18 protein-coding genes and 1 riboswitch are annotated in these 20,574 nt (G+C 76.2%); of the genes, 5 read left to right on the forward strand and 13 right to left on the reverse strand.

The window, feature by feature from the left end:
• Window positions 1–26: 26 nt before the first annotated feature.
• The 5 genes from D5H75_RS20000 (at window position 27) to D5H75_RS20030 (ending at window position 8,119) form a co-directional block, all read left to right on the forward strand.
• Window positions 27–890: an oxamate carbamoyltransferase subunit AllH family protein gene (locus D5H75_RS20000; RefSeq protein WP_119928014.1), complete on the forward strand. Its 864-nt coding sequence runs from the start codon at window positions 27–29 to the stop codon at window positions 888–890.
• A gap of 220 nt (window positions 891–1,110) precedes the next feature.
• Entirely contained in the window at window positions 1,111–2,901 is a 1,791-nt protein-coding gene (locus D5H75_RS44180) for an FdrA family protein (RefSeq protein ID WP_277949958.1), read from the forward strand.
• 50 nt (window positions 2,902–2,951) lie between these two features.
• Window positions 2,952–4,346, forward strand: a complete 1,395-nt coding sequence (locus D5H75_RS20020) for a YlbE family protein (RefSeq protein ID WP_119928016.1) — start codon at window positions 2,952–2,954, stop codon at window positions 4,344–4,346.
• A 194-nt stretch (window positions 4,347–4,540) separates the two neighbouring features.
• Complete coding sequence (locus D5H75_RS41760; RefSeq protein ID WP_242454377.1) at window positions 4,541–6,802, forward strand: serine/threonine-protein kinase; 2,262 nt, start codon at window positions 4,541–4,543, stop codon at window positions 6,800–6,802.
• 72 nt (window positions 6,803–6,874) lie between these two features.
• Window positions 6,875–8,119: an MFS transporter gene (locus D5H75_RS20030; RefSeq protein WP_242454378.1), complete on the forward strand. Its 1,245-nt coding sequence runs from the start codon at window positions 6,875–6,877 to the stop codon at window positions 8,117–8,119.
• Between the two features lie 140 nt (window positions 8,120–8,259).
• On the opposite strand, the gene D5H75_RS20035 is transcribed toward D5H75_RS20030, so the two are convergent.
• The 13 genes from D5H75_RS20035 to D5H75_RS20095 all read right to left on the reverse strand — a co-directional run bounded on the left by D5H75_RS20035 (window position 8,260) and on the right by D5H75_RS20095 (window position 20,570).
• Window positions 8,260–8,859, reverse strand: a complete 600-nt coding sequence (locus tag D5H75_RS20035; protein ID WP_119928018.1) for a nucleotidyltransferase family protein — start codon at window positions 8,857–8,859, stop codon at window positions 8,260–8,262.
• On the reverse strand, window positions 8,859–10,013 hold the full coding sequence (locus D5H75_RS20040) for a vWA domain-containing protein (RefSeq protein WP_242454379.1): 1,155 nt from the start codon (window positions 10,011–10,013) through the stop codon (window positions 8,859–8,861). The genes D5H75_RS20035 and D5H75_RS20040 overlap by 1 nt, the downstream gene beginning before the upstream one ends.
• Before the next feature lies 1 nt (window position 10,014).
• Window positions 10,015–10,914, reverse strand: a complete 900-nt coding sequence (locus D5H75_RS20045) for an AAA family ATPase (protein WP_119928019.1) — start codon at window positions 10,912–10,914, stop codon at window positions 10,015–10,017.
• A gap of 73 nt (window positions 10,915–10,987) precedes the next feature.
• Window positions 10,988–11,449 (reverse strand): PH domain-containing protein, encoded by a 462-nt coding sequence (locus D5H75_RS20050; RefSeq protein ID WP_119928020.1) that lies wholly within the window; start codon window positions 11,447–11,449, stop codon window positions 10,988–10,990.
• Between the two features lie 35 nt (window positions 11,450–11,484).
• On the reverse strand, window positions 11,485–11,970 hold the full coding sequence (gene ribH / locus D5H75_RS20055) for a 6,7-dimethyl-8-ribityllumazine synthase (RefSeq protein ID WP_119928021.1): 486 nt from the start codon (window positions 11,968–11,970) through the stop codon (window positions 11,485–11,487).
• 103 nt (window positions 11,971–12,073) lie between these two features.
• Window positions 12,074–13,381, reverse strand: coding sequence for a bifunctional 3,4-dihydroxy-2-butanone-4-phosphate synthase/GTP cyclohydrolase II (locus D5H75_RS20060; RefSeq protein WP_119928022.1), 1,308 nt, complete (start codon window positions 13,379–13,381; stop codon window positions 12,074–12,076).
• The gene (locus D5H75_RS20065) at window positions 13,378–14,010 is read right to left on the reverse strand and encodes a nicotinamide mononucleotide transporter family protein (RefSeq protein WP_119928023.1); all 633 of its coding nucleotides are present in this window, start codon (window positions 14,008–14,010) and stop codon (window positions 13,378–13,380) included. Before D5H75_RS20065 ends, D5H75_RS20060 begins: the two co-directional genes overlap by 4 nt.
• Window positions 14,007–14,594, reverse strand: a complete 588-nt coding sequence (locus D5H75_RS20070) for a riboflavin synthase (protein ID WP_119928024.1) — start codon at window positions 14,592–14,594, stop codon at window positions 14,007–14,009. The genes D5H75_RS20065 and D5H75_RS20070 overlap by 4 nt, the downstream gene beginning before the upstream one ends.
• A gap of 4 nt (window positions 14,595–14,598) precedes the next feature.
• Window positions 14,599–15,696, reverse strand: a complete 1,098-nt coding sequence (ribD, locus tag D5H75_RS20075; RefSeq protein WP_119928025.1) for a bifunctional diaminohydroxyphosphoribosylaminopyrimidine deaminase/5-amino-6-(5-phosphoribosylamino)uracil reductase RibD — start codon at window positions 15,694–15,696, stop codon at window positions 14,599–14,601.
• A gap of 97 nt (window positions 15,697–15,793) precedes the next feature.
• A riboswitch (FMN riboswitch) is annotated at window positions 15,794–15,924 on the reverse strand.
• A gap of 101 nt (window positions 15,925–16,025) precedes the next feature.
• Entirely contained in the window at window positions 16,026–16,847 is an 822-nt protein-coding gene (locus tag D5H75_RS20080; protein ID WP_119928026.1) for an oxygenase MpaB family protein, read from the reverse strand.
• A gap of 215 nt (window positions 16,848–17,062) precedes the next feature.
• Complete coding sequence (rpe, locus tag D5H75_RS20085; protein WP_119928027.1) at window positions 17,063–17,728, reverse strand: ribulose-phosphate 3-epimerase; 666 nt, start codon at window positions 17,726–17,728, stop codon at window positions 17,063–17,065.
• A gap of 49 nt (window positions 17,729–17,777) precedes the next feature.
• The gene (locus D5H75_RS44185; protein WP_119928028.1) at window positions 17,778–18,779 is read right to left on the reverse strand and encodes a phosphatase PAP2 family protein; all 1,002 of its coding nucleotides are present in this window, start codon (window positions 18,777–18,779) and stop codon (window positions 17,778–17,780) included.
• Window positions 18,780–18,905: 126 nt separating this feature from the next.
• On the reverse strand, window positions 18,906–20,570 hold the full coding sequence (locus D5H75_RS20095; RefSeq protein ID WP_202638329.1) for an RsmB/NOP family class I SAM-dependent RNA methyltransferase: 1,665 nt from the start codon (window positions 20,568–20,570) through the stop codon (window positions 18,906–18,908).
• Window positions 20,571–20,574 lie beyond the last annotated feature (4 nt).

Consider the following 20,574-nt stretch of genomic DNA (forward strand, 5'->3'; position numbering starts at 1 on the left):
CACGGCCTCGGCATAGCGTCACCTCCATGAGGACGTCCCTGCGCCGGGCCCCCGCCCGCGTCCGGATCAACGGGGCGGCGAGCGCGGCTCTCCGCGCCCCGCTGGACTTCCCTCGCCGGCCGGGGCGGGTGCTCGCGGCCTTCTCCCTCGGGGTGTACGTCGAGGTGCGCGCGGAGGCCGAGCCGTACGTCATCGCGGTGCTCGACAGCGCGGCGACCCGGCTGCCCAACGCCGTGGTGATCGGCGGGGGGACCGCGATCACCGCGGACGTGGGCGACGAGGCGGCGGTGGGCGACGGCCGCCTGCTGGTGGGCGACGCCGAGATCCGCGTGCGGCGCTGGTGGGACCCGGCCCCGGTGGTCGCCCCGGTCGCCCCGGCCCGGCTCGCGGCCGCGATCGAGATCATGGCCGCCGTCTGCGACCGCTCCCCCCGGCGGCCCGGGCTGGGCGATCACTCGTCGGCCCTGCGGCTGGCGGCCGCGTGCGCCGGCGACGACCTTCTGGGCGCCACCGTGGCCGCCGAGGAACTCGTCGGCCTCGGCCCCGGGCTGACCCCGAGCGGCGACGACATGCTCGCCGGCCTCCTCCTGGGCCTGCGCGCCCTCGGCCGCGCCGCCGGCGCCCCCCGCGCGGCCCGGCTCGCCGACTGGCTGGGCGCCGCCGTCACCTTCGACGCCCGCGCCCGCACCACCGCGATCTCGGCGACCCTGCTCACCTGCGCCGCGCGGGGCGAGTCCTGCGCGGAGGCCGCCGCCGTCCTGCACGCCATCCCCGGCCGCGCCCCTCTCCTCCCGGCCCTCCACCGGCTCCTCCACGTCGGCCACACCTCCGGCGCCGACCTCGCCTGGGGCCTGCTGACGGCGGCCCGCGCCGTGAGAGCGCTCGCATGACCCCTGCCTCACCCGGCGCCGGGACCACCGGCTCCGGAGGGGAAGGCGGGGGCGGGCACGCCCGGGCGGCGGATGAGGTGCTCGGTGCTCTGTTCGGTGCTCTGTTCGGCATGAGGCCAGGGGACCACGCGGAGCCCGCGGGCCACTCGGCCGAACGGCGTTCTGTGGACAAGTCCCCGATGAACGCAATTCTGTGGACGGCCGGCGGGCGGGGGACGGCATGAGCGCGTTCGTGGAGGTGCGCGGGGGGATCTACCGCGACTCGGTCGGGTTGCTGCGGATCAGCCGGGAGCTGCGGGAACGCGACGGGGTCGAGACCGCGCTGGTGGCCATGGCGACCGGGCTGAACCGGGCGATGGCCGAGGGCATGGGGTTCGCCGTGCCGGAGGGCGCGGGACCCGGCGAACTGCTGGTGGCGATCCGCGCGCGGGACGACGCGGCGCTGGAGGCGGCGCGGCAGGCCCTCGACGCGATGCTCGCCGAGCGGCCCGCGGCGTCCGGGGGGAACGGCGACGAGCCGCCCCGGACCGTTCGCGCGGCGGCCCGGCGCGGAGGCGGGAACCTCGTGCTGGTGTCCGTTCCCGGGGAGCACGCGTTCGCCGAGGCGCTGGACGCGGTCGAGGCGGGGCTCGACGTGATGGTCTTCAGCGACAACGTGCCGGTCGCGCAGGAGGTGGCGCTGAAGCGGCGCGCCGCCGAGCGCGGGGTGCTGGTGATGGGCCCGGACTGCGGGACCGCGATCGTCGGCGGCGTGGGCCTCGGCTTCGCCAACGTGGTGCGGCCGGGCCCGGTCGGCGTCGTCGCGGCCTCCGGCACCGGGGCGCAGCAGGTCGCCTGCCTCCTGGACCACGCGGGCGTGGGCGTCAGCCACGTGCTCGGCGTCGGGGGGCGCGACACGTCGGCGGAGGTCGGGGGCGCCTCCACGCTCCGCGCGCTCGACCTGCTGGAAGCCGATCCCGCCACCCGCCTCATCGTCGTGGTGTCCAAGCCGCCCGCCCCCGGGGTGGCCGCCGAGGTGCGCCGCCGCGCCGCCGCCATGGCCACCCCCGTCGTGCCCGCCCTGCTCGGCCCCGGCGAGGACGACCTCACCACCGCCGTCGAGAAGGCCCTGCGCGCGCTCGGCGCCCCCGTCCCCGCCTGGCCCTCCTGGCCCGCCCCGCCGTACGGCGACGCGCCCCGCCCGCCGAAGGCCCCGCGCCCCGCACCCCGAGCCCCCGCCTCCCCGCCCCACAGTCCCGGCTCCGCGCAGCTCAACCCCGGCTCCGCGCCCCACTCCCCCGGCTCCGCGCCCCACTCCCCCGGCTCCGCGCCCCACTCCCCCGGCTCCGCGCCCCACTCCCCCGGCTCCGCGCCGCACTCCCTCGCCTCCCCGCCCCGCGGTCCCGGCTCCGCGCCGTACGGCGGCGCCGGGGCGGGCGTTCCGCCGTACGAGGGGGTCCGGGTCCCGGAGCGGAGGGGGCTGCGCGGGCTGTTCGCGGGCGGGACCCTGTGCGCCGAGGCGGAACTGATCGCCCGGGAGGCGCTGGGCGAGGCGGCGGGATCGTTCACCGACTTCGGGGACGACGCCTTCACGCGCGGCAGGCCGCACCCGATGATCGATCCCGGACCGCGGCTGGAGCGGCTGGCGGCGGACGCGGACGACCCGGCGTGCGGCGTGCTGCTGCTCGACGTGGTGCTGGGCCACGCCGCCGAGGAGGACCCGGCCGCCCGGCTCGCCCCCCTGGTCACGCGCGCCCGCCGCAACGGCGCGCACGTGGTGATCTCCCTCTGCGGCGCCCGGGGAGACCCCCAGGACCTGGCCCGCCAGGCCCGGGCGCTGAACGACGCCGGCGCCGCCGTCTTCGCCTCCAACGCCGCCGCCGCCCGCCACGCCGCCCTCCTGGCCACCCCCGCGAAGACCCCCTCGCCCCCTCCCGCCCCCGCTCCCCCCTCCCCCGGCGAGCCGCCTCCCGGCGGTGGCCCGCTTCTCGGCCCCGGGCCGCCGTCCGCCCCGGGTCCCGGCGGCGGATAGGTCTCCGGGGCGGGCGGGGCGGGCGGGTCGGTCTCAGACAGGGAGGTTCGGTGTTCGGTCAGGAGCCGCGGGTGATCACGGTGGGGGCCGCCGTGCTGGGGGAGGCGCTGGACCGGCAGGCGGTCCCGCGCACGGCGGTCGAGTGGCGGCCTCCGCTGGACGGGACGCGGGAGGCGGTGGCGCGGGTGCTGGCCGATCCGCGGCACGCGCCGGCGAACCGGGTCGCGGTGGAGCGGCTGCTGAACGCCCGGCCGGTGCTCATGGACGTGTGCCCGGCGCGGGAGGCGCTCGGGCTGGGCGGGGGCGAGTTCCTGCACGCCGGCCCGCCGATCGGGTGGGAGCGGGCGTCCGGGCCGCTGCGGGGCGCGCTGATCGGGGCCGCGCTGTACGAGGGGCTGGCGGCCACGCCGGAGGAGGCGGGGCGGCTGCTGGAGCGCGGCGCGGCCCGCTGGGAGCCGTGCCACGGCCACCGGGCGGTCGGGCCGATGGCCGGGGTGGTCAGCCCCTCGATGTGGGTGGCCGAGGTGCGCGACGCCGAGGGCGGCGGCACGGCGTACTGCTCGCTCAACGAGGGCCTGGGCCGGGTGCTGCGGTACGGCGCCTACGGGCCCGAGGTGATCGGCCGCCTGCGGTGGATGTCGGAGGTGCTCGGCCCGGCGCTGCGCGAGGCGGTCCGGGCGTACTCCGGGGACCGCGGCCCGCTGGACCTGCGCAACCTGATGGCGCAGGCCCTCCAGATGGGCGACGAGCTGCACAACCGCAACCGGGCGGCGACGTCGCTGCTGATCAGGGAGCTGGCGCCGTACCTCGCCCAGCGGCCCCGCGCCCGGGAGGTCCTGGAGTTCGTCCACGGCAACGACCACTTCTTCCTCAACCTGGCGATGGCCGCGGCCAAGGCGAGCGCCGACGCCGCCCGCGACGTGCCGGGATCGTCGCTGGTGGTGGCGATGGCCCGGAACGGCACCGACTTCGGCGTCCAGCTCTCGGGGACCGGCGACCGCTGGTTCACCGCCCCCGCGGGCACCCCGGACGGCCTGTACCTCGGGTCGTACGGCCCGGCGGACGCCAACCCCGACATCGGCGACTCCACGATCACGGAGACGGCGGGGCTGGGCGGGTTCGCGATGGCGGCGGCGCCGGCGATCGTGCGCTTCGTGGGCGGCGAGGTGGGCGACGCATTGGCGGCCACCCGGCGCATGTATGAGATCACTTTCTCCGAGCATCCCGCGTATCAGATCCCCATCCTGGGCTTCCGCGGCACGCCCGCCGGTATCGACGCCGTCATGATCGCCAGAACCGGTTTGCTGCCCGTTGTCAACACGGGAATCGCCGGGCGCGTCGCGGGGACCGGCCAGGTGGGCGCGGGCCTCGTCGAGCCTCCGGCGGCGGCGTTCGCGCAGGCGGTGACCGCCCTGGCGGAGGCCGTACCCTCACAGGAGGGCTGACTCTGGCATTACCGTCAGAGGTCACTTAGGTGTCGTGCTTCACATTGTGGAAGAATTCGCCGCCGGAGGGGATCGAACGTGCGCGAATTCATGCTCAGGCACAGAAGCAGCGAATTGGGTGACCGCGGATGACGCGGGATCCTTCTATGGATAAGGTCCGCTCTATGCCTGAGGGCCAAGGGCGGATGGGGGCCATGCCGGAAGGACAGGGCCGCCTCGTCGGCCGCCGATACCGCCTCCTGTCACCCGTCGGCCGGGGCGGCATGGGGGTCGTGTGGCACGCCCACGACGAGCTCCTCGACCGCGACGTCGCCGTCAAGGAACTGATGCTGCCCTACGGCCTCGACGCCGGCGAGCAGGCCTCGGCGCACCGCCGCATGCTCCGCGAGGCGCGCTCGGCCGCGCGCCTGAGCCACCCGTGCATCATCACCGTGCACGACGTGGTCGAGGAGGACGGCCGCCCCTGGATCGTGATGGAGCTGGTCCGCGCCTGGTCCCTGGAGCAGGCCATCCGGCGGAGCGGCCCGCTGCCGGTCCCGCAGGTCGCCGAGATCGGCGTCCGGGTGCTGGACGCGCTGCGGCACGCGCACGCCGCCGGGGTGCTGCACCGCGACGTGAAACCGGGCAACGTGCTGCTCACCTCCGACCGCGTGGTCCTCACCGACTTCGGCATCGCCGCGATAGAGGGCGACGCCACCATGACCCAGACCGGCCTGCTCATGGGCTCCCCCGCCTACATCCCCCCGGAGCGCCTGCAGAGCCGCACGATCACCCCCGCCGCCGACCTGTGGTCGTTCGGCGCGACGCTGTACGCCGCCGTCGAGGGGCGCCCGCCGTACGACGGGCACGACGGGGTCGCGGTGCTCGGCGCGATCATGACGCAGGAGCCCGCTCCGCCGGAGCGCGCGGGCATGCTCAAGCCGGTCATCCAGGGGCTGCTGCGCAAGAACCCCGCCGAGCGCATGAGCGCCGCGCAGGTCTCGGAGCTGCTGGACCGGATCGTGCGCACGGAGAACCGGGCCGCCGCCCAGGCCACCGCGCGGCAGCGCTCCCAGGCCACGACGACCGGCCCGACCTCGCTCGACATGATGCCGCCGCTGGACCCGCCCACGATGGGCGTGCCGTCGCGGGTGATCGAGACGCCGTCCGGCCCGGTGCGGGTGCCGCTGAACCCCGGCGACCCGCTGGGCTCCCCCTCCGGCGCTCACGGGCAGCCGGGCGACGTGCTGGCGGGCCCGCCGTACGGCGGGGACCTGCTGGCGGCGCCGCCGTACGGCGGGGACGTGCTCGCGGGGCCGCCGATCGAGGGCGGCTCCGACGTGCGCACGGGCGGGCAGGCGTACCCGGCCCCGCTCCCCGGGCACACGACCGGCGACGTGCTCGCCGCCCCTCCGGCCGCCCCGCGCCCCGCGGGGGCCAACCCGCCCGCGCCGCTCCCGCCGCCGCCCCCCGGCGGCCCGGGCCAGGCGGGTCCGGGCGGCCAGGCCGGCCCGGGCGGTCCCGGCCTGGCCGGCGGCCCCGGCGTCCCGGGCGTGCCCGGGGTCCCGGGCGCGGAGGCGAACCGAGCGGCCCCCGCTCCCGGCCAGGCGCCCGCCGCCGGCGAGGGCGGGCGGGGCAGGCGACGCCGCGACGGCGCCGCCGACGCTCCCTCCTCCCGCGACTACTCGCGCCCGCCGCGTGACGGCGCGCCGCTGTGGCCGACCGCCCCGCCCGGGACCGAGTCCGCCTTCGACGACTCGGGCGCCGACTCCGGCGAGCAGTCCCGCACCGGCGGCAGGCGCACGGGCGGGCGGCGGCGCAGCACGGACACGACCGGTTCCGTCTGGATGAAGGACGGCCGCCCGACGCAGCGCACGTGGATCGCGGCGGCGGGCGCGGCCGGGTTCGCGCTGTGCGTGGGGCTGGCGCTCGCGTTCAGCTCCGGCGGCGAGGAGACCCCGGCGGCCAAGCCCAGCGCCCCGGCGACCGCCCTGGAGGAGGGCGTCGCCGCCTCCGCGCCCGCCAAGTCCCAGCCGGGCCCCACCCCGCCGGGGTACACCCAGTTCTCCAACAAGGACTTCGCGCTCCTGGTGCCGGAGGGCTGGAAGCAGACCTCGGCGTACGGGCTGATGACGTTCAGCGGCCCGGCCGACTCCGGCAAGCGCATCGAGATCCAGCCGGTCCCGGCGACGCCCGGCGGCGAGCTGGCGACGCTGACCAAGGCCGAGAAGAACCTCAAGCTGACCGACTACTCCCGGCTGACGTTGGCGAAGGCGGACCACCACGGCCTGCCGGCCGCCGACTGGGAGTACACCTTCGTGGCCCTGAACGGCGACAAGCTGCACGTCCTGCGGCGGCACGTGACGGTCGGGGGCAAGCGGGCCTTCAACATCATGGTCCAGCTCCCCGACGCGGAGTGGGACAGCGAGCGGCGGATCGTCAAGACGCTGCTCGACCACTTCAAGCCGGTGAAGTAGGCGCGGCCCCGCGAGTGCCCGGGTCCGGATCGCCAGACCTGGGCATTCGCCCACATAGGGGATCATAAGTGGGTGACGACCCAGATCCCCCTTGAAGATGATGTTTCGGTATTCGCCCGGGTCCAGCGGCGCGTCATCGCCGTCCTCTGCTCGGCGCAGATCGTGGGCGGGATCGGCATGGCCGTCACGTTCGCCATCAGCCCCCTGGTCGCCGCCCGGCTGTCGGGGTCGGACATCATCGGCGGCCTCGCCGGCACCGCCACCACCCTCGGCGCGGCCCTGCTGGCCATCCCCACCGCCTGGGCCGCCTCGCGCGGCGGCCGCCGCGAGGGCCTGGCCTTCGCGTACGGCGCGGGCCTGGTCGGCGGGCTGATCTCGGTGGGCGCGGTCGCGATCGGATCGTGGCCGCTGCTGCTGGCCGGGCTCGTGCTGTTCGGCGGCGGCACGGCGGCCAACCTCGCCGGGCGGTACGCCGCGACCGACCTGTCCGCCCCCGGGCGCGGCGCGCGGGACCTGTCGATCGTCGTCTGGGCGACCACGATCGGCACCGTGCTCGGCCCCAACCTCGCCGCCCCCGCCGACTCCCTGGGCGTCTCGCTCGGCCTGCCCGCCGACGGCGCGCCGTTCGCGGTGTCCGCGCTGTCCTTCGTGGTCGCCGCAGTGATCGTCTTCGCCGGGCTGCGCCCCGACCCGCTGCGCCTGGCTCGCGGGCGCTCCGCCGTACCCGCCGGGCAGCGGCCGAAGGGGTCGGCCCTCGCCGTGCTGCGGACGTCGCGGGGGGCGCGCAACGCGCTGATCGCGATCACCGTCAGCCACACGGCCATGGTGTCGGTCATGTCGATGACCTCGGTGCACCTGGGGCACGGCGGGGCCCACCTGTCGGTCATCGGGCTCGTGCTGAGCCTGCACATCGCCGGGATGTACGTGCTGTCGCCGCTGGTGGGATGGCTCGCGGACCGGATCGGGCGCGAGCGCGTGGTCATGCTGGGCATGCTCCAGCTCATCGCGGCGGCCGCGACCGCGGGCACCGCCTCGCAGCACGACGTCGCCCAGGTCACGATCGGCCTCGTGCTGCTCGGCACCGGCTGGTCCTGCGGCCTGGTCGCGGGCTCGGCGCTGCTGACCGAGTCCACCCCGCTCGACCGGCGGCCCGCGGTGCAGGGCCTGTCGGACATGCTCATGAACGGCGGCGGCGCGCTGGGCAGCGCGGGCGCGGGCACGCTCGTCGCCGCGGCCGGGTACGGCGGGCTCGCCACCGCCGTGGGCGCCCTCGTCGCCGTGGCCCTCGCCTGGACGTTCCTCACCCGCGCCCGCTGACCGCCGCCCCCCGCGCCCGGACCCGTAACGGCCGGCGCCGGGCCGTACGGCGTCACGCCCGGCCGCCCCAGCCACGCCCGGCCGCCCCAGCCACGCTGGGCCGTACGGCTCGCGCCGGGCCGCACGGCTCGCGCCGGGTCTCAGGCGGTCGCGTCCGGCCGGGGGTGGCGGAGGAGGGTGCGCAGGGTGGCGAGGTCCTCGCGGGTGTCGATGTCGGCCGGGCTGGCGACGTCGTCGCAGGCCACCTCGGTGACCAGCGCCGGGTTGGCGCGCAGGAACGGCCGCGCCCCCACGTCCCCCTCCGCCAGTTCCGCCGCCTTCGCCCAGTGCTCCCGCGCGAGGAGGACCGGGTTGCGGCGCTTCCCGCCGTACGTCGCGACGGCGACCTCCGCGCCGGACCCGATCAGGCGGCGCACCGCCTCGGGCCCGACGAGCGGCTGGTCCACCAGGGCGATCACCACCGCCGTGACGTGGCCGGGGAGGGTCGCCAGGCCGAGGCGGAACGAGGAGCCCATCCCCGTGCGCCAGGCCGGGTTGTGCACGACCACCGCCCCCGGCACCTGGGCGTCGGCCGCGCCCAGCACCACGACCACGGGATGGCAGCCGGCCTCGTGCAGCGTGCGCACCCCCCGGTCCACCAGCCGGGTCCCGCCCAGCTCCACCAGCGCCTTCGGCTCGCCCAGCCGCGATCCCTCCCCGGCGGCGAGCAGCAGGCCCGCGACGTCATTCACGCGTTGCATCACCCCACTAAACCGGATCTGCCCCGCCGGGACGTGGACCCGCGCGCGCCTCCCGGCGGTTCACCCCCCGCCAGGACCTCCGCCAGCTCCTCGTACGCCGCCAGGCTGTGCCCGGCGACGAAGTGGTCGACGTGCGGCAGGGCGGCCCGCATCCCGGCCGTGAGCGGTTCGTACCCCGCGTGGCCCTTGTGCGGGTTCACCCAGATCACCCGGTACGCCAGCCGCGACAGCCGGGCCATCTCGCGCGAGAGCCGCGCGGTGTCCCCGCGTTCCCACCCGTCGGAGGCGATCACCACGAACGCGCCCCGGGCCGTCCCGCGCTGCCCGAAGGCGTCCAGGAACTCCTTCAGCTCCTCCCCCAGCCGCGTGCCGCCGCTCCAGTCGGGGATCGCCGCCGAGGCCGCCGCCATCGCCGCGTCCGGGTCCCGCGTGCGCAGCTCCCCGGTGATCCTGGTCAGCCGCGTGCCCACGGTGAACACCTCGGTCGCGCGCGGCTCCCGCCGTACGACGGCGTGGGCGAGGCGCAGCAGGGCGTCGGCGTAGGGCGCCATCGACCCGCTCACGTCCACGATCAGCACGGCCCGCCGCGCCCGCGAGCCGGGGGCCCGGCGGCGGACCGCCGTGATCTCGCCACCGCGCCGCAGCGCCTCCCGCACGGTCCGCGCGGGGTCGGGCCGGCCGCGCCGCGCGGGCCGCAGCCGCCGCGAAGGGCGTTCGGCGCGGCCGGCCGCCAGCAGCGCGATCATGCGGTTCACCTGGTCGCGCTCGGCCGCCGTCAGCCGCGACACGTCCCGGCGCCGCAGCACCTCGGCGCGGCTGGCGGTGGAGGCGACCGGCCGCTCCCGCCGCCCGCCCGCCCCGCCCGGCCCCGGCTCCGCCACGCGCCGGGTGACGGTCACCCGGGCGGGAGGACGGCGGGCCGGTCCCGCCCGCTCGCCGCCGAAGTACGCCGCGAACACCCGGTCGTACACCGCCAGGTCGTCGCGCCGCGAGCACAGCGTCACCCGCCCGGCCCAGTACACGTCCCGCGCGTCCAGCACGTCCAGGTGCTCCAGCGCCGCCATCAGCGTGTGCGCCCGCTCCGGGTCCGCCGCCACCCCCGCCGCCCGCAGCGTCCGCGCGAACCCCACCGCGGTCTCGACGAAGTCCCGCACGTCAGGAGCCGTTGGGGGACGGAGCGAGGAGCGCGCCGAGGGACCGCCGGATCCGGTCCTGGTCCTCGCGGTGCTTCAGGACCGCGCCGAGGGTCAGGGCCGCGGCGGCGGGGTCGAGGTCGCGGGCGCCCAGGGCCAGCAGGGCCTCGGTCCAGTCGAGGGTCTCGGCCACGCCCGGCGGTTTGAGGAGGTCCTCCGTGCGGAGGGCGCGGACGGCCCGGGCGACCCGCCCGGCCAGGCGCTCGGAGGCGGCGGGGAGACGGCGGCGGATGATCTCCACCTCGCGCTCGTAGGAGGGGTGGTCGAGCCAGTGGTAGAGGCAGCGGCGCTTGAGGGCGTCGTGGACCTCGCGGGTGCGGTTCGAGGTGATCACCACCGCGGGCGGGGTCCGGGCGCGGATGGTGCCCAGCTCGGGGACCGAGATCGAGAAGTCCGACAGCACCTCCAGGAGGAACGCCTCGAACTCGTCGTCGGCCCGGTCGATCTCGTCCACGAGCAGCACGCACTCGGTCTCCAGGGCGCGCAGCAGCGGCCGGGCGATCAGGAAGCGGCGGTCGTACAGCTCGGCCTCCAGCTCTGCCACGTCGCCCGCGCCCGCGCTCTCGGCCGCCTTGAGGTGCAGGATCTGCCGGGGGAAGTCCCAGTCGTAGAGCGCCTGGGAGGCGTCCAGGCCCTCGTGGCACTGCAGCCGGATCAGCGGCACTTCCAGCACCGCCGCCAGCGTCTTGGCCAGCTCGGTCTTGCCGACCCCGGCCTCGCCCTCCAGGAACAGCGGCCGTCCCATGCGCAGCGCGAGGAAGCACGCCGTGGCGAGCCCCTCGTCGGCGAGGTAGGCCCGCCGGTCCAGCAACGACCCCAGTGCCGCGGGCGACTCCACGCCCGGCGCCCAGCCCGTCATCATCTCAGGCTACGCGCCGCTCCCCCGCCGCGCCCGCCCCGATCTCGTACGGCGAGACGCCCGGCGGGCGGCCGGGTCAGAGGACGCCGTCGTGGCGGGGCTCGTCGGCCTCGCCGTACTTGCGGATCAGGGCGCGCAGGTCGGCGACGGCCTGGAGGGCGAGGTCCCCGTCGGCGCTCTGGATGCCCAGCGCGCCGAGGGTGTCCCCGTCCGACAGGTCGAACCGCGGCCAGGAGTCGCCCCGCACGAACCGCACGTCGACGATCTCCGCCCAGGCCAGCCGGTGCGTCCGCGTCGGGTTGACCACGGTCACGCCCTCGGCGGACGCCTCGACCCTGCTGCGGGCCAGCACGTGCAGCAGGCCCGCGACGAGCAGGCAGAACACGATGATGCCGAGCCGGTCGGGCAGATGGAACGAGGCCGGGAGCAGGAGCGCGAGCACGACCGACCCGGCCACGACGAAGACCGCGAAGCCGTACGACACGATCCTTCCCCTGCGGGGACGCCAGGTGACGGGCAGGGTCGGGACGTGCTCCATGGCTCTCGGTCAACCTCTCCGGTCTTCGGGTCCGGTCAGGGACGCGCCGGGGCGGCGCGCAGCTCCCGCAGGGTCAGCGCCGCGTCGAGCGCCGCCACGGTCGCCTCCCAGCCCTTGTCCTCGGAGGCCCCGGGCAGTCCGCACCGGTCGTACGCCTGCTCCAGGTTGTCACACGTGAGCACCCCGTTGCCCACGGGGGTGGCCTCGTCGAGCGCGATCCGCGTGAGCCCGGCCGTGACCGAGTCGCACACGTAGTCGAAGTGCGCCGTCTCGCCGCGGATCACCGCCCCGAGCGCGACCACCGCGTCGTGGGTGCGGGCGAGCTGCTGGGCCACCACGGGCAGCTCCAGCGACCCGGCCACGCGAACCACGGTCGCCGTGGCCCCGCACGCCTCGGCCGCCTCCACGGCCCGCGTCACCATCGTGCCGGTGATCTTCTCGTGCCACCGGGCCGCCACCACGCCGACGGTCATCCCGCGCGCGTCCACCGCGTCGGACGCCGCCCTTCCCTCGCCGCTCACTCGCCCCTCCTCGCCGTCGGATCCATGCTCGCGCCCCCGTGGTACGGCTGTCGCGCGCGGCTCGCCGGGCGGGCGTGCGCGGCGGCCGGGCCGGAGACGGCGCTCACGCCGTGCTCTCCAGCGACGGGCCGTCCAGGGCCGGGGCGGCGTTCCGGGCCGGGGCGGCGTCCAGGGCCGGGTCGTCCAGGACGGCGGCGGGGATCTCGTGGCCGAGCCGTTCCCGCTTGGCCGACAGGTAGCGGCGGTTGTGCTCGTTGACGCTGACCGGCATGGGCTCGCGGCCCAGCACCTTGATGCCGTAGCCGTCCATGCCGCGCACCTTGGCCGGGTTGTTGGTGAGCACCCGCACCGACTTCACGCCGAGGTCGGCGAGCATCTGCCCGGCGTTGGAGTACTCCCGGGCGTCGGCCGGCAGGCCCAGCTCCAGGTTGGCGTCCACCGTGTCGTGGCCGTCGTCCTGGAGGCTGTAGGCGCGCAGCTTGGCCAGCAGCCCGATGCCGCGGCCCTCGTGCCCGCGCAGGTACAGGATGACGCCGCGGCCCTCGGCGGCGACGGCGGCCATCGCGGCGTCGAGCTGCACGCCGCAGTCGCAGCGCATCGAGCCGAGAACGTCGCCGGTCAGGCACTCGGAGTGGGCGCGGACCAGCACGTCCTCGCCGTCGCCGAGGTCGCCGCGCTCGCCGTACACCAGCGCCAGGTGCTCGCCGCCGTCGAGGTCGCTGGCGTAGCCGTACGCCCGCCACAGGCCGTGCCGGTTGGGCAGGCGGGTCTCGGCGACGCGGCGCACCATGCGCTCGGAGCGGCGGCGGTACTCGATGAGCTGCTCGATCGAGACCAGCGCCAGGTCGTGCTCGTCGGCGAACTCGCGCAGCCGGGGCAGCCGCGCCATCGTGCCGTCGTCGTTGACCACCTCGGCCAGCGCGCCCGCCGGGGTGAGCCCGGCCAGCCGCGCCAGGTCCACCGACGCCTCGGTGTGCCCGGGCCGGCGCAGCACGCCGCCCTCGTGGTAGCGCAGCGGGAACACGTGCCCGGGGCGGACCAGCTCGTACGGCTCGGTCGCCGAGTCGGCCAGGGTCCGGATGGTCCTGGCCCGGTCGGCGGCGGAGATGCCGGTGCTGACGCCGTCGCGGGCGTCCACGCTGACCGTGTAGGCGGTGCGCATGCGCTCGCGGTTCTGGGTCACCATCAGCGGCAGGCCGAGCCGGTCCAGCTCCTCGCCCTCCATCGCGACGCAGATCACGCCGCTGGTGTGCCGGATCATGAAGGCGAGCAGGTCGGGGGTCGCCTTGGACGCGGCGAAGATGAGGTCGCCCTCGTTCTCGCGGTTCGCGTCGTCCACGACCACCACGGGCCGCCCCTCGGCGATCTCGCTGATCGCGCGCTCGATCGGGTCCAGTCTGATCTCGCTCATGCACGCACCGCCTCGGCGGCCTCGACGGTGCGCCGGTGCTCACGCCGCCAGCCGCGGTAGCCGATCATCACCATCACGAAGAACACCGCGTAGACGGCGCCCGAGACGTACAGCCCGGACGAGAACGCCAGCGGCACGCCGACCAGGTCCACCGCGACCCAGATCAGCCAGAAGTCGGTCAGCGCCCGGCTCTGCGCGAACGTCGCGACGGCGCTGCCGACGAAGATGTAGGCGTCCGGGAGCGGGTTCCACGACAGCGACGGGAACAGCGTGAACACCCCGGCCACGGCCAGCGTGCCCGCGACCATGGCGCCCAGCAGGACGAGCCGCTCACGCGAGGTGGCCGGGCGGACCGCCAGCGGCGCGCCGTCGCGCATGCCCCGCGTCCACCTCACCCAGCCGTAGACGGCCAGGACCGCGAACAGCACCTGCTTGAGCGCGTTGCCGGTCACGTGGGCGCCGACCGAGGCGATGAACAGCAGGATGGTCCCGGCGAGCTGGACCGGCCAGGTCCAGATCGTGCGCTTGTAGGCCAGCCACACCGTGGCCAGCGCTCCCGCGTTCCCGGCCAGGTCCGTCCAGAGCACCTTGTGCCCGAGGACGTCGAAACCCGCTTCCCACCAGTTCACCGTGTCACCAGCTTCTCGACGTACTTCGCGACGACGTCCACCTCGAGGTTCACCGGGTCGCCGGGCTTCTTGTGGCCCAGCGTGGTGAGGGCGAGCGTCGTGGGGATCAGCCCCACGCTGAACCCCTCGTCGTCAACAGCGACCACCGTCAGGCTGATTCCGTCCACCGCGATCGAGCCCTTCTCGGCCACGTACCTGTTGAGGCCGGCCGGCAGGGTGAACCGCACCACGTCCCAGTGCTCGGCGGGCTCCCGGGACACGATCACCCCCGTGCCGTCCACGTGGCCCTGCACGATGTGCCCGCCCAGGCGCTGGTCGGCGCGTACGGCGCGCTCCAGGTTCACCCGGTCGCCGGGCGCGAGCACCCCCAGCGACGTGCGGTCCAGCGTCTCCTTGATCACGTCCGCGGTGAACACGTCGGCGTCCACGTCCACGACGGTCAGGCACACGCCGTTCACGGAGATCGAGTCGCCGTGCTTCGCGTCGCCGGTCACCACCTTGCCGCGTACGGCGAGGCGCGCGGCGCCGGCGTGCGGCGTGAGCGCGACCACCTCGCCGAGTTCCTCAACGATTCCGGTGAACATGTCGTTACTCCTCTTCCTTCGCCGCGGGGACGGCGATGACCCGGAGGTCCGGGCCGACGGGGGTGACGTCCTCGATCCGCAGGCGGTGCGCCTCGGCGAGGGTGGCGACTCCGGCGTCGCCAAGCGCGGCCCGGCCGGAGCCGAGCAGCGTGGGGGCGAGGTAGGCCACGACGCGATCGACGTAGCCCCCCGCCAGGAACGACCCGGCGAGCGTGGGGCCGCCCTCCAGGAACACGCCGACCACCTCGCGGCGGTACAGCTCCTCCAGCAGCGCCCCGGGGTCGATCCCGCGGCCCGCCGCCCGCGGCAGTCGTACCACCGCCGCCCGGCACTCCAGCGGGCCGGGCTCGGCGTCCTCGGCGACCGCGACGAGCGTCGGGGCCTGCGCGTCGAGCACCCGCGCGGTCAGCGGCGTCCGCGCGTCCGAGTCGAGGACCACCCGCAGCGGGGCGCGGCGGGCGGCGCGGCCGGAGGGGCGGGCGGTGAGCAGCGGGTCGTCGGCGAGGACGGTGCCGACGCCCGCGACGATCGCGTCGGACTCGGCGCGCAGGCGGTGGACGTCCTCCCGGGCGGCCGGGGAGGTGATCCACTGGCTGGTGCCGTCGGCGGCGGCCGACCGGCCGTCCAGCGTCGCGGCGAACTTCCAGGTGACGTGCGGCCGGCGGGCCCGCGCGTAGGTGAGCCAGGCCGCGTTGACCCGCTCGGCCTCGGGGTCGGGCAGGAACTCGACCTCGACGCCGGCCGCGCGCAGGGCGTCCGCGCCCCCGGCGGCGACCGGGTTGGGGTCGGCCACGCCGTACACCACGCGGGCGATCCCGGCCGCGAGCAGGGCGGACGTGCACGGTCCCGTGCGCCCGGTGTGGGCGCAGGGTTCGAGCGTGACGACGGCGGTGCCGCCGCGGGCGCGCTCCCCGGCCCTGGCCAGGGCGGCGACCTCGGCGTGCGGGCCCCCGGCGTACGCGTGGTGGCCCTCGCCCGCGATCTCGCCGTCCGGGGTGAGGACGACGCAGCCGACGACGGGGTTGGGACTGGTGGAGCCGCGGCCGAGCGCCGCGAGCCGGATGGCGCGGCGCATCGCGTCGCGCTCGGCGGTGCTGATCACCCGGAGCCTCCTACTCGCCGGTAACCGATAGGTCGGCGAGCTCCGGGGGTGATACGAGAACGCACGGCCCGCGCTCCCCGAGGGGTGCGCCGACCGTGAGCGCGCTGCCTCCCATCCGGACTTTCACCGTCGGTCCCGGAATTTCACCGGGTCCACCGGCCGATGGATTCGGCCGGGTCGCGGACTGTCACCGCCGGTTCGGAATTTCACCGACCCCGGAGCACGCTTGCTCGGCTTTCAGTGTGCCACGTCCGTTTCGGGACTCCGACACACCCCCCACTTTAACTACCAAGCGCCCGCTTGGGAAGCGCCGGGGCCGATGAGCGCCGTCAGCCCGCGAGGCTCGCGGTGAGCTCGCGGGCGCGGCGGGAGTCGGGGCTGTAGCGCAGGCGGTCGGGCAGGATGAGCGTGCCGCGGTGGAGCGCGGACAGGGCCAGCGTGGCGCCCAGGTCGCCGACCGGGTTGCCGGGCAGGCCGTACAGCCTGCGCGCCCAGCGGGGCAGGGTGGCGAAGCCGAGCAGCGTGATCAGCGGGAACGCCGGCTTCAGCGGGGTCAGGCGCCGGGGCAGCGGCGCGTTGACCGACTGCCGCAGCGGGTGCGGGGCCTCGTCGACGAAGTACAGCCTCGGCCGCATCGAGCGGATGTACTCCCGCATCTCCCCCACCGAGCCGGGCACGTCCGCCGGGTCCAGCCCCACGACCTGCGCCGCGCGCCGCCACTCGGCCACGAACGCGTCGGCGTCCTCGTCGCTCAGCCGGACCCCCGCCCGCCGGGCGACGTCGAGGTAGGAGTCCACCTCGCCCACGTGCACCCACAGCAGGGCGTCGGGGTCGTCGAGGCGGAACCGCTCGCCGGTGTCCGGGTCGTACGCCGTGAGGGTCGCGTGGATCTTGCGGACGCGCGCCCCGGCCCGCTCGACCTCGGGCAGCGTGCCGTACGTCCGGACGCGCACGAACTCGACGGTCCGCTGGAGCCGCGCCCAGGACTCACGGGGGTCCATCAGCGAGGAGTTCTGCGCCACGCCCCGCATCGCGCGCGGATGCAGCCCCTGCATCAGCAGCGCCCGGAACCCGCCGATCACCTGGATCGGCTCGCCCATCACCCGCCAGGTCACCGAACCGGGTCCGAACAGCCCGTAGTCCTCGGCCATGCTCACCCTCCCGCCAGACCGGTCATGCAAGTGCTTACTTACCCTACCGAACGCGGGATCACTCCGAAGATCCCCCTCCGGTACGGCCCGCCGCGAACGCCACCGGGTCCCGGCGGGCGCGCCGCGACGGCCGTACGGCACGCGGAAGCCGTACGGCGCGGGCGGCGTGCCGTACGGCGAGCGGACGACGGGGGGAGGCGGGGAGGCCGGCGTGGTCAGGAGGCGGCGGTGGCGCGCTCGGCCTGGGCGCGGAGGTTCTGGACGGCCTGGGCGGGGTCGTCGGCCCCGTAGACGGCGTTGCCCGCGACGAAGACGTCCGCGCCCGCCTCGGCGCAGCGCTCGATGGTCTCGGCGGAGACGCCGCCGTCCACCTGGAGCCACACGCCGCGGTCGCCGATGAGCCTCCTCGCCCGGCGGATCTTGGGCAGCACGATGTCGAGGAACCTCTGCCCCCCGAAGCCCGGCTCCACGGTCATCAGCAGCAGCATGTCGATCTCGGGCAGCAGGTCCTCGTACGGCTCCACGCCCGTTGCGGGGTTGAGCGCGAGCCCGGCCCGGGCCCCGGCGGAGCGGATGGCGCGCAGCGTGCGCACGGGGGCGCGGGCGGCCTCGGCGTGGATGGTCACGCTTTCCGCGCCCGCCTCGGCGTACTGCGGGGCCCAGCGCTCGGGCTGCTCGATCATCAGGTGGCAGTCGAGCGGCAACGAGGTCGCCTTGAGCAGCGCCTCGACGATCGGGAGGCCGAGCGTGAGGTTCGGCACGAAGTGGTTGTCCATCACGTCGACGTGCAACCAGTCGGCCGCGCCGGCGACCGCGGCCGCCTCGTCGGCCAGCCGGGCGAAGTCCGCGGACAGGATGCTGGGCGAGATCTGTACTGCCATGATGCGAAAGTCTATTTCCGCCGGACATGCGCGCACGCCCCGGCCCTGGTCATCCGCGCGGTTCCGCCGCGATCGACCGGGCGCCGGGCCCCACGAGCCCCAGGCGGAGGAACAGCAGCGGGGCCCCGAGCTGGACCCAGAGGGTGAGCAGGGCGTAGCGCGCGTAACGAAGCACGTCGGCCAGGACCGAGTCCCCGTCCGGCAGGACCGCCTTCAGCCCGGCGTAGATCACCGCGACCCCGGCGGCCCCGACCACCAGGCGCAGCAGCCGCCGCCAGAGCGGGCCCGAGGCGTCGAACCAGCCCAGCCGGTCCATGTACGCCGCCCCGGCGAGCATGCCGAACAGCGCCCCGCCCATCGCGATCAGGCTCTCCAGGCTCTCCGGGTCCACGGCCTTGGCGCCCGTCCAGGTCGCCGGGAGCCGCCACCCCTCGTACGCCGCCAGGGCCAGCGCGCCCGCCAGGATCAGCCCCCAGGAGACGCCCGCCGCGAGCGCGAGGCGCCCGGCCGTCCCCAGCCCGCGCCACCACGCGACCGCGCGCTCCTCCAGGGCCAGGAACGCCCACAGCGTCAGCAGCCCGAGCGCGAACCCGGCGATCACGTCCGAGATGAAGTGCACGCCCAGGTAGATCCGCGACAGGCCGATGACCAGCGCGAACGACGCCGCCCCCGCCCACGCGGCCCGCCTGCGGGTGAGGGCGGCCACCGCGCCCCACACGTTCGCCGAGAGCTGGGCGTGGCCGGACGGCATCCCGAACGACGACTCGGCCGACAGCGGGAGGACCCGGGGATCGATCCAGTACGGCCGGGGCGCGTGCGCGGCGAGCTTGGCCACCGCGTTCAGCCCGCCCGCGACCAGCACGATCAGCCCGACGCGCAGGCCGGCGGCGGGGCTGACGCACCAGTAGAGCACCGGCAGCAGCACCAGGAAGAACGTCTCGGTCCCGAAGAACGAGGCGGTCTCCATCACCGGTTCGAGCCAGGCGCCCCATCCCTGGATCCAGACGATCGGGTCGATCTCGGCCTCGCGCAGCCCGTCCAGCAGGTCCATCGGCCCACGAGATCACATCCGCCGAACCACGTTCAAGAGCGGCGGCTCCCCCACGTCGTCGCCCGGAGTCGGCGGCCCCCCGCGTCGCCCGCGGGCGCGGGCGTCCCGCCGGCGTGGGCGGCCCCGTCAGCCCGCCGTTCGGCGGAGCAGCGCGAGGAACATCGCGTCGGTGCCGTGCCGGTGCGGCCAGAACTGGGCGTACGGCCCCGGCCCGAGGCCGGTGACCTCGGGGAGGTACTCCCGCGCGTCCAGCACCTCCACGTCGCCACGCGCCTCCGCCACGTCCGACACCACGACGCGGGTCTCGGCCAGGTGCGGCGAGCAGGTCACGTAGGCCACGACCCCGCCCGGCCGCACGGCGTCCAGACCGGATTCGAGCAGCCGCCGCTGGACCGGGGTCAGCTCCGCGACCGAGGCGGGGTCGCGCCGCCAGCGCGACTCGGGCCGGCGGCGCAGCGCGCCGAGCCCGGTGCAGGGCGCGTCCACGATCACCCGGTCGAACGCCCCCGCGCGCCACGCGGGCACGGCGCCGTCGGCCACGATCGCCGGGCCGCGCGCCGCCCGCCCGGCCATCCGCGCCCGGTGGAACTGCAGGTCGGCGCCCAGCACCCGGGCTCCTCGCCCGGCCGCGACCGCGCCGAGCAGCCCGGCCTTGCCGCCGGGGCCCGCGCACATGTCCAGCCAGGCCCGGTCGTCCCCCTCGACGGGGACGCGGGCCAGCGCGAGCGCGACCAGCTGGCTGGCCTCGTCCTGTACGGCGGCCCGCCCCTCGCGCACCGCCGGGATGTCCCCCGGATCGCCCTCGGGCAGGTAGGCGGCGTACGGGGAGAACTCCCCCGGCTCGGCCCCGGCGGCGACCAGCTCGTCCACCTCGGCCAGGCCCGGCCTCGCCACCAGCGTCACGCGCGGGCGCGCGTTGTCGGCCGCCAGCAGGTCATCGATCTCCCCGGCCCCCACGGCGTCGCGCAGCGCCGACACGATCCATTCCGGATGGCTGTGCACCACCGCGAGGTGCCCCACCGGGTCCCGCCCGGCGTCCGGGGCGAGGACGTCCAGCCAGGCGTCCAGGTCCCGCGCCGCGATCTTCCGCAGCACGGCGTTGGCGAACTTCGCCGGGCCCTGGCCCACGCGCCGCCGTACCAGGTCCACGGTCGCGCTCACGGCGGCGTGGGCGGGGACGCGGGTCCGCAGGAGCTGGTGCGCCCCCAGCCGCAGCGCGTCCAGCAGCGGCGGGTCCATCTTCCGCAGCGGCCGGTCGCTGCACGTCGCGATGATCTCGTCGTAGGTCCCCAGCCCGCGCAGCGTCCCGTAGGCCAGCTCGGTCGCGAAGGCCGCGTCCCGGCCGCCGATCCCGCGCTCGCGCAGCAGCCCCGGCAGCAGCAGGTTGGCGTACGCGTCCCGCTCGTCCACCGCCCGCAGCAGGTCGAACGCCGCCTCCCTGGCCGGGTCGCGCGGCGTCCGGCCCCCGGCCTTGCCGCCGCGGCCCGCACGGCCCGAGCCCGCGCGCGGACCCGGCGCGCCCGATCCGGTACGGCCGCGGGCCCGGCCCTCCCCCGCGCCCGCGCGGCCGGGAGTGCCGCCGGTGGCGTCCTCGCGCGTGTCGGCGCGGCCGCCCGCCGTACCGCCGGAGCGGGGGGTGTCCCGGTCCCGGCGCGGGGTGTCGCCGCGCCCGGTGTCACGGCGCGGGGTGTCGCGGCGCGGGGTGTCGCGGCGCGGGGTGTCGCGGTCGGTCGCGCCGCGGTCGCGATTCGTGTTCGCGCGGCGGGTGGGGCGGTCGCCTCGGTGGTTCATGATG

Origin of the sequence: Bailinhaonella thermotolerans, assembly GCF_003594875.1 — a bacterium.
Taxonomy (GTDB): domain Bacteria; phylum Actinomycetota; class Actinomycetes; order Streptosporangiales; family Streptosporangiaceae; genus Bailinhaonella; species Bailinhaonella thermotolerans.